We start from the raw sequence: 14084 nt of genomic DNA, 5'->3' as shown, positions 1-14084 counted from the left end.
AACGTATGATCTCTGGCCGGTCCGATGGTCGAGACGGGTTCCGGCGGGCCGTCCGTTCACCGGGATGCTTCGTACAGGGTCATCCGGAGGACGGCTAACTTCACACTATGAGCAGCGCAGAACAGGTTGACGTCGTTGTTGTAGGTGCCGGGTTCGCCGGTCTTTACGCACTGCACAAGCTGCGGTCGGAGGGCCATTCGGTTGTGGTGTTCGAGGCGGCCTCCGATGTGGGCGGCACCTGGTTCTACAACCGGTATCCGGGCGCCCGTTGCGACGTGGAGAGCATCGACTACTGCTACTCGTTCGACAAGGACCTGCAGCAGGAGTGGACCTGGACCGAGAAGTACGCCACGCAGGCCGAAATCCTCACGTACATCAACCATGTCGCCGACCGGTTTGACCTGCGCCGCGACATCCGCCTCAGCACCCGCGTCACGTCGGCGACCCTCGACGAGGAGACGCTGCGCTGGTCGGTGACCACGGATACCGGCGAAACCGTGGATGCGCAGTTCTGCATCATGGCCACCGGTGCGCTGTCGGATCCGCTGCTGCCGAACATTCCGGGCGTCGAGACCTTCGCCGGCGAGACCTACCACACGGCGAACTGGCCGCACGAGGGCGTCGACTTCACCGGCAAGCGCGTCGGCCTCATCGGTACCGGGTCGTCGGGCATCCAGACCACCCCGATCGTGGCCGCCCAGGCCGCCGAACTCGTTGTCTTCCAACGCACCCCGAACTTCTCCGTGCCGGCCGGCAACGAGCCGCTGACGGCCGAGCGCGAAGCCGACGTCAAGGCCAACTACGACGAGCGGCGTGAGCTGTCGTGGCGCAGTGGTGGCGGCTCGCCCCACCTGGCGCACCCGAAGCTCACCATGGAACTGTCCGACGAGGAGCGTCGCGCCGAGTTCGAAAAGCGTTGGCAGCTGGGCGGTGTGCTGTTCAGCAAGACGTTCCTGGATCAGATGGTCGACCCGGTGGCCAACGCCGAGGCCAAGAAGTTCTACGACGAGAAGGTGCGCGCGGTCATCGACGATCCCGCGGTCGCCGACATGCTGATCCCGAACGATCACCCGATCGGCGCCAAGCGAATCTGCACCGATACCAACTACTTCCAGACGTTCAACGAGCCGCACGTGAAGCTGGTCAGCGTGAAGCAGACCCCGATCGAGCAGGTCGACGCCACCGGCATCACCACCACCGAGGCCCGGTTCGACCTCGACGCCATCATCTTCGCGACCGGGTTCGACGCTCTGACCGGTGCGCTGGGGCGCATCGATATCACCGGCCGCGGTGGCCAGAAACTCAAGGACAGCTGGGTCGACGGGCCGCGCAGCTACCTGGGCCTGGGCGTCGACGGCTTCCCGAACATGTTCCTGGTCAACGGGCCCGGCGCGCCGGCAGTGCTGGCCAACATGGTGCTGCACGCCGAAGCTCACGTGAACTGGATCGCCGACGCGATCGAGTACGTCGGGCAGCACGGCTATACGGCCATCGAGGCCACCACCGATTCGGTCGACGGCTGGAACGCCGAACTGGTCCGTCGCGCCGACCAGACTCTGTTCCCGAAGGCGAACTCCTGGTACATGGGTGCGAATGTGCCCGGCAAGCCACGGGTTTTCATGTTGTTCATCGGTGGCTTCGCCGCCTACAACGACATCTGCGCCGAGGTTGCGGCCGCGGGGTACAAGGGATTTGAACTGACCAAGGCCGGCTGATGTCAGGGCTGCTGAACAAGGTTGTCCTCGTCACCGGTGCCGCCCGCGGTACCGGCCGGACGCACTGCGAGCGGTTCGCCGACGAAGGCGCCGACATCATCGCGCTCGACGTCGAGAGTGCCGCAGCCGATTTGGCCGATCTTGCCGACGCGGTGAAGCTGCGCGGCCAGCGCTGCTACACCGGCGTGGCCGACGTGTCGTCGTTCGACGAGGTGCAGGCCGCGGTCGACGAAGGGGTCTGGGAATTCGGCCGGCTGGACGTGGTCGTTGCCAACGCCGGCATCCATTCGGCGTCGGCGCCCGCCTGGGAGGTGAGCGCCGAAGACTGGCAGCGCGTCATCGGGGTCAACCTCACCGGCGTGTGGCACACGGTCAAGGCCGGCATCCCGCACTTCGGGCCGGCCGGAGGGTCCGTGGTGATCATCAGCTCCACCAACGGACTTCGCGGCACCGCGAACACCGCGGCGTACACCTCGACCAAGCATGCGGTGGTCGGCCTCGCCCGCACTCTGGCGAATGAGTTGGGGCCCAAACGGATTCGGGTCAATACCGTGCATCCCGGCGCGGTCGGCACCCCGATGGTGCTGAACCCGGAAACGTTCAAGCGCATTCGTCCCGACCTGGAGAACCCGACTGCCGACGACGTCGCCGAAGTCCTTTCCGCCCGCAACCTCTTACCGGTGCCGTGGGTCGAGCCCGAGGACATCAGCAACGCGGTGGTGTTCCTGGCATCCGACGAGGCCCGGTACATCACCGGCACCCAGTTGGTCGTCGACGCGGGTCTGACGCAGAAGGCTTGACCTTTCTCGAATGTGACCAACTGGGTTACGCCGGTCCCGCGATGGTCCAGGAAATGGCAGACCGGGTCGCGGTTCCGCTTGCGGCTATGCGGATTTCACATCGGAAGTGCGGCAAAGCGATCGAGCGTGCGCAGCGTTGTGTCACGGGAAGTCACCGGCAGCAGAGCTAGCAGTACGCGATGCGCTCCGAGGTCGGCCCGGCGTTGGATATCGCCGAGTTGGGGGTCAAGGATGACGGAGGTGACCGGAACCGGCGCCTTGCCTTGTTGTTCTGCCAGCGCGTTGAGTTCGCTGATCCCTTTCTGCAGCTCCTGCGGCCCAAGCATGGTTGGCGCCATCCAGCCGTCCGCGTGCGCCAGCACGCGGACGTGAGTGGACGGGCCCCAACCCCCTAGCCACAGTGGCGGGTGAGGAACCTGGACGGGTTTGGGCCATGAATGGATCGGATCGAACGCCACGTAATTGCCGCGAAACTCGGCTTGCTCTTGGGTCCAAATTTTCTTCACCGCTTGAATCCGCTCGGTTTGCAGCGCGGTCCGCGTCCGCGGATCAGTGCCGTGGTTGCGCATCTCCTCACGGAGCCACCCAACACCGATTCCCAGTTCCAGGCGTCCGCCCGATGCCCTGTCCAGAGTCGCGGTCTCTTTGGCGAACGTGATCGGATCACGCTGTGTGAGCAGCGTTACGGCTGTGCCGATCCTCAGGTCCGTGGTTGCCGCCGCCGCAAAGGACAGTGCAACGAACGGGTCGAAGCTGCGCCGATAGTCGCGGGGAATCTCTTCCCAACCGGGATGGATTGTCTCGATTGTTGCCGGGATATGAGTGTGCTCGGGCAGGAACAGCGATTCGAAGCCGCGTGCTTCGATCTCGACCGCCAGCTCCCCGGGGGCGAGGCTCTCATCGGTGATCGACGTGAAGATGCCAATGTGCATTCAACTCTCCTGTTACTTCCTGCGCCGTGTCGGCGGCTCGAATGGCTCCTTGGCCAAGCGAAAGTGAATGCAGCCGAAAACAGCGGCCTCTAAACGGTTTTGACCGGTTGGCGCTGCTAGTCGGACGACGGCTCGCCGGCAAGAAGGCTCAGCAGTTCAAGGCCGTCAGCGTCGGCGCTTCCAGGTTCGGCGGAGTAGATGAGTAGCTGTTGTCCTGGCGCCTCACCGACCGCGAAGGTGTCGTACCGAAGGCTCATCTCACCGACGCGGCTGTGCCGAAATCGCTTGGTGCCACTGGTGCGTGGACGGACGTCGTGTTGCATCCAGACGAAGGTGAAAGCGTCGCTTTGAATCGTCAACTCGCCCACCACTTCAGCGATCCGGGGGTCCTCGCGGAACCTGACCGACATCGCCCTCAGGTTGCGAACGGTATCGCGCGCAACCTCGTTCCAGTCCAGGTAGAACTCCAAGCCGACTGGGTCGAGGAAAACCATGTACGCGAGGTTCTCCACCTGCGAATGATCGCTGTACAAGGCCCGCGCATGGGCGTTCATCGCCAGCACATCCAGGGCCGGGCTGATCACCAACGCCGGGGCATGCACGACATTGTTGACGATCCTCACTGTGCCCTCGCTGGCGTCACGTAGTACGAGATCCCCACCGACCGCCGTTGCCGCATGGGCGAGGTTGGCCAGATGTTCTTCGGCATGCGCGTCCAGTTGGAGGGCGCGTGAAATCGCCTGCAGCACTTGGTCTGATGGATGCCGTTCACGCCCTTGTTCAAGCCGGGTGTAGTAGTCGGCGCTGACTCCTGCGAGGGCCGCAACTTCTTGCCGGCGCAGTCCCGATACGCGGCGCGGCGGGTCGGCCGGCACCCCGGCCTGCAGCGGCGACAGCGAGGCGCGGCGGGCCTTCAAGAAGGTGCCCAGCTCATTTCGCCGATCCATGTCTTCAACGTACTCACAACGACCCGGCCCAGCCAGGGTGCACGACACCCACCCTCGGCCTGATCGAATCGATACCTCCCACGGGTACTGGAAAACTGGGAGTACCGCACCCTCCCACAGTCAGAGCTGCGCACCTACGGTGACAAAGTCTGTTATCGGCGGGCGGCCCTTCAAATGCCGACCGCGTTGAAGAGGAACGGAATTTCATGACCCCATTGCGTGGAAAGAATGCGCTTGTCACAGGAGCCTCGAAAGGAATTGGTGCGGCAATCGCGCGTGACCTGGCGTCTGCGGGAGCGCAAGTCGCTGTGCATTACTCCTCAAGCAAGAGTGGCGCAGACCAGGTTGTCGAGTCGATCAATAGTTCAGGTGGGCGTGCATTTTCCATCCAGGCGGACATCTCGGACCCGGAGAGCGTCAAGGCGATGTTCATCGAACTGAAAGGGCAGATCGACAAACTCGACATCCTCGTGAACAACGCCGGAATATATGAGATGGGCGCAATCGAATCAGTCACCCCGGAAGAATTTCAGCGCCAGTTCAGCCTGAATGTCTTCGGGCTGGCTATCACAACCAGGGAAGCGCTTGGAAGATTGTTGCCGGACGGCTCCAGCATCGTGAATATCGGGTCGAGCGTCTCCAGTTTCACACCGGCTGATTCCCTCGTTTACACCGCGTCGAAGGGAGCGGTAGACGCGATAACCGGCACGCTGTCAAAAGAGCTGGGCCCGCGTCGGATCCGGGTGAATTCCGTCAATCCTGGATTGACGGTGACCGACGGGATGCACGCCAGCGCGTTCTCCAGCCATCAGTTCCGCAGCGAGATCGAGAAAATCACTCCACTTGGCCGAATCGGTGTGCCCGAGGACATCGCGCCTGCGGTGACGTTCCTGGCCTCTGACTCTGCCTCATGGATAACCGGCGAAATCCTTGTTGTCGGTGGCGGTTTGGCATAGTCTGCGGCGAAATCCCGCGCACCATGTTCGGCTGGTCCTCGGGTTCGCCATACGGGCGTCGTTCGAGCCGCGACGCAGACGCTGTGCCTACTGGCGCTCGACCAGGCCAGCGGCGATCTCGAGTTCGACGAGCGCGGGTTCGATGGCGTCGGCCATGGCGTCGATGTCATTCGCCATCTCGGGAGTGGTGACGAAGCCGAAATCGATCCGGTCCCGGTAGCTGAAGCAGGTGACGTTGAGCCCGACGTCCATCAGCAAGGGGCCCATCGGCATCATCTGCTCGAGGACCGCGCCGTCCATGTAGAGCGGCACGGGCGGGCCCGGCACGTTGGAGACGACGAGGTTCATCGGCTTGAGCGTGCCACCGAGCTTGCTCGCGGTGTATGCCCGGGCGGCCAATGCGACCAGGCCGGGTGGGGTGGTGTCGGTCAATCCCATGATCTGGTGCGCCGTCAAGGCTTTGGCCATTTCCTTGGCGCTTTGGGAGCTGGCGTAGATGGCCTTGATCCGCTCGGCGGGGTCGACGATGTCGGACGCCAGAGATACCGCCATCGCGCTGACCTGGTTGCCCACCTGGTCGCTGGAGCTCTCGGTCCGGGTCGACACCGGGACCTGGGCGATGAGCGACTTTTCGGGCAGCTCGCCGCGGTCCTCCAGATACTTCCGCATGGCGCTCGAAACCAGCGCCAGCACGACGTCGTTCACTTTCACCCCGAACGCTTCCTTGACCGCTTTCACGCGCTCCAGGGACACACCGGAATTGCTGACCCGGCGGTGCGGCGAAATCGGGCCGTTGAAACGCGTGGGCGGTGCGTCGAAGATGCCGGGCGGTTTGTTGGCGACGCCGAGCGCTGCAATCTGCTGGCGCACGGTCTGCTCCAGGAAGCGCGCGATCCGATAGGGCGTCTTGATGCCGATGTTGATCAGCCCGCCCAGGGCCTGCAATTCCATCCCGGGTGCCTTGACACCGACCAGTGATCGGGTCGGTTCGGCGGCCGGGGGCCGCGGAGTGGGAGTGAGGTCCAACAGAATCTCGCCGAGTCCCGCTCCCGATACGCCGTCGATGATGGCGTGGTGCATCTTCATCAGCACCGCGACCCGGCCGCCCTCGACGCCTTCGATGAACCAGAGCTCCCACAGTGGCCTGGAGCGGTCCAGTTTGTAGGACATGAGCCGGCCCACCAACTGGTCGAGCTCCCGGCGACCGCCGGGAGCCGGGACTGCGATATGGCGAACGTGGAAGTCGATATCGAGCTCTTCGTCCTCGACGAACCACGGCCGGTCGAGGCCGAGGGGTGCGCCGGTGACCCGCCAGCGCAATTGTGGCATCTCCGGCAATCGGGCAGCGACAAGCGCTTTCACCGACTCGAAACTGAAATCCGGTGCGTCGGTCGGGTCGTAGATCGACGATGCGGCGACGTGCATATGCCAACTGTTGGTCTCCGCGAACCAGAAGGCTGCGTCGGCACCGGACAAGCGATTCATGGGGCTGATCCTAGGTCGCTCGCGCAGAGACCGGCTCGAAATCGGCCGTTTGGTACGAACTTCGGGGTGTGATGGTTGTCTCCGCGAGTCGGGAATCTGCAATCATGTTGGCGCACAAAGCTGCCCGGCATCTCCATCACCGGGATGCATGTTCCGCCCCGGTCAATTGGTAAGCCCGACAATATATTCCGCAGATTCGCGGTCGCCGTGATCGTGATGAGGTAGGGCGCAGCGGATTCGCACGACCAACGCAAGCGGCCGCGTACCGCACACCATCGCTTCGGTGTGTGGACGCGGCCGCTCGTGGCAGAAGGTCAGCGCTGCAGGAAGCCCAGCACCGTGCTCTCAAATGCCTCCTTGGCCTCGATCATGGCCCAGTGCCCGCAGTTCGGGAACACGTGCAGCTCGGCGTTGGAGATGGTGCGCATCGGGATCAGCGCCATGTCCAGCGGGCTGACGCGATCGTCGCGGCCCCAGGTGAGCAGCGTCGGCGCCTTCACCTTGTGCATCTGCGCCCACGGCTGCGGCGGCGCGTCGGCCGACCGCATGAACTTCATCATCATCTTGAAGGCGGCCTTGCCGTACATCCGGCGAGCCGATTCCAGCGTCTCGGGATCGGAAGCCAGCTTCATGCGCTCTTCGATCAGTTCCTCGGTGACGATCTTCTCGTCGTAGACCATCGAGTTGAGCCAGTCGACCAGACGCTGCCGGGTGGGGTCCTCGGTGAACTCCTGGAGCAGCCGGATGCCCTCCGACGGACCGGGGCTGAAGATGTTGGTGCCGATACCGCCGATGGTGACCAGCTTGCCGATGCGGTCCGGGTTGTTGATGGCGAAGTTGATGCCGACGCCGCCGCCCATCGAGTTGCCGACGATGTCCACCTTCTCGACGCCGAGCGCGTCCAGGAAGGGCACCACCGCGGACTGGGCATCGATCATCGGGTGGCCGCCGAAGTCGTCGCTGACGCCGAAGCCGGGGAACTCCAGGATCAGGCAGCGGACGTGCGCCGCGAAGGTCGGCAGGATGCCGCGGAAGTTCCGCCAGCCCGTGACGCCCGGTCCGGATCCATGCAGAAACAGCACTACAGGGCCGGTGCCCTCGTCGTAATAACGCAGCGTGCCGCGCTCGGTCTGGACTTCCTTCAGCTCAGTCATACGTTCCAAATTACGGTGCGGATGTCACGCGGCGGCGACCACCTCCCGTCCGGCGGGACGCGAGTCGCCCGGGGCCGCCGGATTGTGCTGCGTAGGGCCTCTATGGTGTCCAAATGACCGTGCCGGAGTCTGCGCGTCCGCTGGCGGGTGTGCGCATCGTCGAGATTTCCAGTTTCGTCGCAGTGCCCCTGGCGGGGATGACGCTGACGCAGCTCGGCGCCGAGGTCATCAGGGTCGATCCGGTAGGCGGCGCCGCGGACTATCACCGCTGGCCGGTCACCGACGACGGCGAGAGCATCTACTGGGCGGGCCTGAACAAGGGCAAGCGATCGGTCGCGGTGGACCTGCGCTCGCCGGAAGGCCAGGACCTGGTTACCCGGCTGATCGTCGACGCCGGCGTCTTCATCACCAATGTGGCGGGCCGGCAATGGCATTCGTACGAGACACTCTCCGCGCTCCGGCCCGACCTGATCCACGCCGAAGTGTCCGGCCGGGCCGACGGCGGCACGGCGGTGGACTACACCGTCAACGCGGGGCTGGGCTTCCCATTGGTCACCGGCCCGTCCCAACTCCAGACCCCGGTGAACCACGTCCTGGCAGCCTGGGATGTGTCCTGCGGCCTCTACCTGGCACTGGCGGTGACGGCGGCGCTCCGGCACCGCGACACCACTGGCGAGGGTCAGCGGGTCAGCATCCCCTTGGAGAACGTGGCCCTGGCGACCGCAGGCAATCTCAGCTTCCTGACCGAGGTGATGGTCAACGGGGTAAGCCGTGAACGCATCGGCAACTCGATCTTCGGCCAGTACGGGCAGCAGTTCGTCAGCGCCGACGGTGCCGCGTTCATGATCGTCGCGCTGACCGGGCGCCATTTCCGGGACCTGGTCGAGATTACCGGTACCACGAAAGCTGTTGCCGCACTGTCGGAATCGCTCGGCGCGGACTTCGGCGACGAAGGTGAGCGCTACCGCCATCGGGATGCCCTCACCGGGCTGTTCACCGTCTGGTTCTGTGCGCACACCGCCGAGGAGATCGCCGCGGCGCTGGGTGCGACGTCGATCCTGTGGGAGCGTTACCGCGACTTCTCCGAGGTGGCCGTGGGCCCGAAGGTGACCGACAATCCGCTGTTCACCGAACTCGACCAGCCCCGCATCGGCCGGTATCTGGCGCCGGGACTGCCACTGCGGATCGACGGTGAGTACCCGCCCGCCCGCCCGGCGCCGGCGCTCGGCGACGACACCACCGCGGTGCTTACGGGCCGGCTCGGGTTGAGCGCCGACGACGTCGTGCGGCTCACGGAAGCGGGGACCGTGGCGTGACCGTGCTGCCTGGATTGCTGGTGGTGTCGCCCGGTGACGGGGCCGACGCCTGGGTGGGCGAGGCCGGGGGACCGGAGGGCAAGCGGGCCTTCGGCGGTCTGTTGATGGCGCAGAGCCTGTCCGCCGCGTGCCAGACCGTCAACCCGGACCTGCGCCCCACCGCCATGCACCTGCAGTACCTGCGTGGTGGCGAGGCCGGCGCGGCCACCGACTACACGGTGGCACGGGTGTACGACGGGCGGACCGCGGCGTCGCGGCGGGTCGAGGCCTCCCAGGCCGGGCGGCTGCTGACCGTTGCGACCGTGTCCTTCTCCGTGGATTTGGCGGGCCCCGAGCACGATGAATCCGGCACGCTCCCAGACGATCCCGAGCTGCTGCCGGTGACCGGCCCGCCGGGACCGGCGCCCGCGGTGCCGCTGGACGAACTCGACATCCGGATCGTCGACGACCGGTCGTCGGGCGAGTTCGTGCGCCGCATGTGGTGGCGGGCCACGGTGCCCATGCCGCCGGAACAGTTGTCGCACATGATGATTGCCTGCTACGTCACGGACCTGTACGGGATCGACCCGGCGCTGCAGGTGCACGGCCACTCCATGCAGGCACGCACCCACCGCAGTGGCACCACCGATTTCTCGATCTGGTTCCACCACCGGATCCGGGCCGACCGGTGGAATCTGTTCGAATCGCGCTCGCCTGCCACCGGCCGGGGCCGGGGAGTGATCACCGGGAGTCTGGTCGGCGCGGACGGCACCCGCGTGGCGACATTGGTGCAGGAAGGCCTGATCGCGGACCGGTAGTACCGTCGTCCGCAGGCTGCTGAGGGAACACCTGAAGGAGAACGATGAACGGCGCACAGGCACTGATCCGCACACTGGTCGACGCCGGTGTCGATGTCTGCTTCGGCAACCCCGGCACCAGCGAGATGCACTTCGTCGCGGCGCTGGACTCGGTGCCCGAGATGCGTGGCGTGCTCTGCCTTTTCGAGGGCGTGGTCACCGGGGCCGCCGACGGCTACGCGCGCATGGCCGACAAGCCGGCGGCCACCCTGCTGCACCTGGGGCCGGGACTGGGCAACGGCATCGCCAACCTGCACAACGCCCGACGGGCCTATTCGCCGATGGTCAACGTCGTCGGCGACCACGCGCTGGGGCACAAGAAGTACGACGCGCCACTGGAATCCGATATCGACGCCATGGCCGGCACGGTGTCTGGCTGGGTGCGCCGGTGCGAAAAGCCGGCGGACATCGCCACCGACGCGCTGGCTGCCATCGAGGCCGCACAACTGGGACAGGTGGCCACGCTGATCCTGCCCGCCGACGTCTCGTGGACGGAAGGCGCCGAGCCGTCGGCGGGGGAGCCGGCCACGAGCCCGGCGTCGTTCGACTACCGCGCCGGCGTCGACCCGGACGAGCACGAGCTGCTCGACGCCGGTGCCGAGGTCTTCGGAACCGGCACCGTCATGCTGTTGGGCAGCTCGGTATGCCGCGAACGTGGCCTGCGTGCGGCCAGCCGGATCGCCGAGGCGACGGGGACCAAGGTGCTGATCGAGACCTTCCCGGCCAGGCTGGAACGCGGCGCCGGACGGCCCAACTTCGAACGGCTGGCGTATCTCGCCGAAGCCGCCCAATTCCAGCTGACCGGTGCCGAGAACCTGGTGCTGGCCGGCGCCCGGTCTCCGGTGTCGTTCTTCGCCTACCCCGGCAAGGCGAGCGACCTGGTGCCCGTCGGTTGCCGGGTACACACCGTCGGTGGCGATGTCGTCGAGCGGCTGGAGGCATTGGCCGATGCGGTGGCACCGGGTGGCGAGCCGGTGTTGACGGAACTGAAAATGCCTGAGCTGCCAGAAGATTCGGCACTGACGACGCAGAACTGGGTCGACGTGGTGGCGGCGACCCTGCCTGACGACGTGATCGTCGTGGACGAGTCCAATACCAGCGGGTTCCTGTTGCCGCAGGCGACGATGAGCGCGCCGCGGCACGACCTGTTGACCCTGACCGGCGGGGCCATCGGCTTCGGGCTGCCGAATGCCGTCGGTGCCGCGGTGGCCCGCCCGGACCGTCCGGTGTTGTGTCTGCAGGCCGATGGCAGTGCCATGTACACAATTTCGGCGTTGTGGACCATGGCGCACGAGCAGCTCAACGTGGTGACGGTGCTCCTCAACAACGCCGCCTACGCGATCCTGCGGATGGAGCTGCAGCGGGTCGGCGCGGAGGCTGGCGGGCCGAAAGCCGCTGCCATGCTTGACCTCTCGGGCCCGACGACAGATTTCGCGGCGTTGGCGGCGTCCATGGGTGTGCCCTCGGCCAAGGCCACGACCACTACGGAGTTGGCCGACCTGCTGCGCGTGGGCTATGCGACTCCGGGGCCGTACCTCATCGACGCGACGGTGCCGCCGCTGCTGTAGTCAGCGCTCGAACTCGGGTTCGCCGGCCAGGCCGGCAAGGGCGGCCACTGCCCGCAACTGCCGCAAGACGAACGCGCGGGGGCGGCCTCCCTCGGGTATGTGTACGCCGGCAACGACGCCGGAGATTCCCGGGATGCTGATGGCCTCGCCGGCGCAGCGTCGGCGACGCGGACAGCCGCGGCACAACGCCTTGGGTTCGGCGTCGTCGCCGGCGGTGGCCCACCGGTCCGGGTCGGACAGGCACGGCGGTATCTGCACCGGAACGGGCGGCTTCTGCAGCATCGCAGTCACTTTCGCGCATCTCCCTGAGCGGGTACTTCGATGACGGCGCCATCGCCGGGCGCAGCGCCGATAGCGATGACGCGGCAACGATCTGGACTCAATTGGTTCCCCCAAACCTGAGCAGTGGCGAGTCGGTCGGTGGCCACCCAGGTGGGTGATCTCAGGCGAACGCGAAACGCAATCGAATGTACCAATATGCTCATATCGATCACAATTTGAAGGTATTGACCGTCGATCAAGGTCTATCGGTGGAGCATGTTTTGCGCATTGTTCACCAAACAATCGGGGTCAGAAAGCAGTGCTGCGCGGGAGGATGCTCTCCTGATTGCGGGCGTCGCGCAGGTCCGCGATGTGCGGGGGCACCGTGCCGAGTAGATGGGTGGAGTTGCCCGTTCTCGGCGCCATTTCCATCGGCTAACCTTGGGGTGTAAACGGCATATTCACAAGACGATTCGGTCAGCCGAGGATAGGTACCGTGGCCACGTGTGACCTATTTCCGCGGGCCAGTGTCGGCGAAATCGGAGTTGTGTCGGCGCATCATTCTCGGGGAGGGTCGTTATGGCGGTGTCGTCGGAGATTCGGGATGTCGCGTCATTGCCGCTACCGCCGGTGAACCCGCTGCCGTATAAGGAGCGTCTGGCGGCATGCCGCAGTTTTCACACCGGGACCGATGTGTTGCGTGACGCAGGTGGTCCCGTAACTCGCTTCACGTTGGCACCCAGATGGTTGATGGCGCCGCTGGTCGTCGTCACGTCGCCACAAGGTATTCGCGATGTTGTCGCATGCCGTGACAGTTCGATCGACAAAACCGCCGGCGTGACCGTGGAAATGCAGCGTCTCATCGGCCCCAACTTGTTCGTTACTCCTTTCGACCAGTGGAAGTCTCGTCGCCGCACTCTGCAGCCGGTGTTCACGAAACAGTCGGTCAACGCCTTTGGTGGCCACATGTCCAAGGCGACCGAATCTGTGTGTGATGCCTGGCGCGACGGCGGTGAGATCGACCTGGATGTTGAGGCGCGCAAGCTGACCATGCGTGCACTCGGACACTCCGTATTGGGCCTGGAGCTCACCAGTCAGAACGATTCGCTCGCCGCACCGATGCGGGAGGCAGTCAGCTATGCGGTCTCACGGGCTATCAGTCCGATACGGGCGCCTCGCTGGCTACCTACGCCCGCGCGACAGCGGGCGCGCCGAGCTGCAGCCACCTTGCGTGACGCGGCGCTGGGCATCGTGACGGCGTGCAAGGACGATCCGACTCGCAGCGCGCCCCTGGTGCGGCAACTTATCGCGGCGAAGGATCCGGCCACAGGAAAGCCCCTGACGGACAACGAGATTGCTGACGAGTTGATCATTTTCATTTTCGCGGGACATGACACCACCGCGACGTCGATCTCGTATGCGCTGTGGCAGCTCGGGCGAAACCCTGATATTCAGGATCGGGTTGCCGCTGAAGTCTGCGCACTGGGTACTGCTCGGCTCACGCCAGGCGATGTACCTCGGCTCGGGTATACCGTGCAGGTCCTCAAAGAGGCGATGAGGTTGTGCCCCCCTGGTGCCACCGGCTCGCGCATGACGATGCGGGATGTCGAGGTGGCGGGCTACCGGATTCCGGCGGGGACGATGCTGGTTGTCGGTCGCATGTCTGTTCAGCGGGACCCGAGCTTGTGGACCGATCCGCTGCGGTTTGATCCCGACCGTTTCACCGAGGAGGCCTCGAAGGCTCGTAACCGCTGGCAGTATGTGCCGTTCGGTGGTGGGCCACGGGGATGCATCGGCGATCACTTTGCGATGCTGGAAGCCACTCTCGCGTTGGCGACCATTGTGCGTCTGGCCGAAATAGATTCTCTTGACGCCGAATTCCCGATGGCTGCACCGTTCACTGTTGTTGCCGGTGGTCCGGTCCCCGCGAGGATCACCCTGCGTTAGTCCGTCTGGGTTTGGCGACCGGGTAGGTGTCGCGAGCGGTACGGCAGCGCCGGTCGATGACCCCTCGACATTGACCGGCGCCGCCACTGGTGTCGGTGAGCGGGCGCGTTGGGTGCTGTCGCGCTCATTCCACGGTCCGCCTTTGCCGGTTGCGGCCGTGGCGGCGA

Annotated in this window: 12 protein-coding genes; 7 read left to right on the top strand and 5 right to left on the bottom strand. The window is 65.3% G+C overall.

The genetic code is table 11. The annotated features are described in order from the left end of the window. Positions 1 to 107: 107 nt before the first annotated feature. Together ACNO8X_RS19680 and ACNO8X_RS19675 are read left to right on the top strand one after the other, a co-directional pair. On the top strand, positions 108 to 1715 hold the full coding sequence (locus tag ACNO8X_RS19680; RefSeq protein WP_418002364.1) for a flavin-containing monooxygenase: 1608 nt from the start codon (positions 108 to 110) through the stop codon (positions 1713 to 1715). Beyond that, positions 1715 to 2515: a mycofactocin-coupled SDR family oxidoreductase gene (locus tag ACNO8X_RS19675; protein WP_418002363.1), complete on the top strand. Its 801-nt coding sequence runs from the start codon at positions 1715 to 1717 to the stop codon at positions 2513 to 2515. The genes ACNO8X_RS19680 and ACNO8X_RS19675 overlap by 1 nt, the downstream gene beginning before the upstream one ends. Positions 2516 to 2610: 95 nt before the next feature. On the opposite strand, the gene ACNO8X_RS19670 is transcribed toward ACNO8X_RS19675, so the two are convergent. After that, positions 2611 to 3447 carry an LLM class F420-dependent oxidoreductase gene (locus ACNO8X_RS19670; protein ID WP_418002362.1) on the bottom strand — a complete coding sequence of 279 codons (837 nt, stop codon included), beginning with the start codon at positions 3445 to 3447 and terminating at the stop codon, positions 2611 to 2613. Positions 3448 to 3563: 116 nt separating this feature from the next. Beyond that, entirely contained in the window at positions 3564 to 4394 is an 831-nt protein-coding gene (locus ACNO8X_RS19665) for a helix-turn-helix domain-containing protein (RefSeq protein WP_418002361.1), read from the bottom strand. Between the two features lie 206 nt (positions 4395 to 4600). Between ACNO8X_RS19665 and ACNO8X_RS19660 the strand changes: the two genes are divergently transcribed. Then, entirely contained in the window at positions 4601 to 5350 is a 750-nt protein-coding gene (locus tag ACNO8X_RS19660) for an SDR family NAD(P)-dependent oxidoreductase (RefSeq protein ID WP_418002360.1), read from the top strand. An 87-nt stretch (positions 5351 to 5437) separates the two neighbouring features. Here ACNO8X_RS19660 and ACNO8X_RS19655 read toward each other — a convergent pair whose 3' ends face one another. Continuing rightward, complete coding sequence (locus ACNO8X_RS19655; protein ID WP_418002359.1) at positions 5438 to 6835, bottom strand: WS/DGAT/MGAT family O-acyltransferase; 1398 nt, start codon at positions 6833 to 6835, stop codon at positions 5438 to 5440. A gap of 314 nt (positions 6836 to 7149) precedes the next feature. Next, positions 7150 to 7989: an alpha/beta fold hydrolase gene (locus ACNO8X_RS19650; RefSeq protein ID WP_418002358.1), complete on the bottom strand. Its 840-nt coding sequence runs from the start codon at positions 7987 to 7989 to the stop codon at positions 7150 to 7152. A gap of 113 nt (positions 7990 to 8102) precedes the next feature. Between ACNO8X_RS19650 and ACNO8X_RS19645 the strand changes: the two genes are divergently transcribed. From ACNO8X_RS19645 to ACNO8X_RS19635, 3 genes are read left to right on the top strand one after another with little or no spacing between them, the layout of a single operon-like run. Next, positions 8103 to 9305 carry a CoA transferase gene (locus ACNO8X_RS19645; RefSeq protein WP_418002357.1) on the top strand — a complete coding sequence of 401 codons (1203 nt, stop codon included), beginning with the start codon at positions 8103 to 8105 and terminating at the stop codon, positions 9303 to 9305. Then, positions 9302 to 10102: an acyl-CoA thioesterase gene (locus ACNO8X_RS19640; protein ID WP_418002356.1), complete on the top strand. Its 801-nt coding sequence runs from the start codon at positions 9302 to 9304 to the stop codon at positions 10100 to 10102. The genes ACNO8X_RS19645 and ACNO8X_RS19640 overlap by 4 nt, the downstream gene beginning before the upstream one ends. Before the next feature lie 44 nt (positions 10103 to 10146). After that, complete coding sequence (locus tag ACNO8X_RS19635; protein ID WP_418002355.1) at positions 10147 to 11709, top strand: acetolactate synthase large subunit; 1563 nt, start codon at positions 10147 to 10149, stop codon at positions 11707 to 11709. On the opposite strand, the gene ACNO8X_RS19630 is transcribed toward ACNO8X_RS19635, so the two are convergent. Further along, positions 11710 to 11991, bottom strand: a complete 282-nt coding sequence (locus ACNO8X_RS19630) for a transcription factor WhiB (protein ID WP_418002354.1) — start codon at positions 11989 to 11991, stop codon at positions 11710 to 11712. A gap of 558 nt (positions 11992 to 12549) precedes the next feature. Here ACNO8X_RS19630 and ACNO8X_RS19625 point away from each other — a divergent pair. Further along, positions 12550 to 13917, top strand: coding sequence for a cytochrome P450 (locus ACNO8X_RS19625; protein ID WP_418002353.1), 1368 nt, complete (start codon positions 12550 to 12552; stop codon positions 13915 to 13917). The last annotated feature ends 167 nt before the right edge of the window (positions 13918 to 14084 follow it).

It is taken from the genome of Mycobacterium sp. PDNC021, from assembly GCF_048282635.1.
Lineage (GTDB): Bacteria > Actinomycetota > Actinomycetes > Mycobacteriales > Mycobacteriaceae > Mycobacterium > Mycobacterium llatzerense.
The sequence above is the reverse complement of the archived record's forward strand: the minus strand, read 5'-3'. Positions and strand labels throughout refer to the sequence as shown.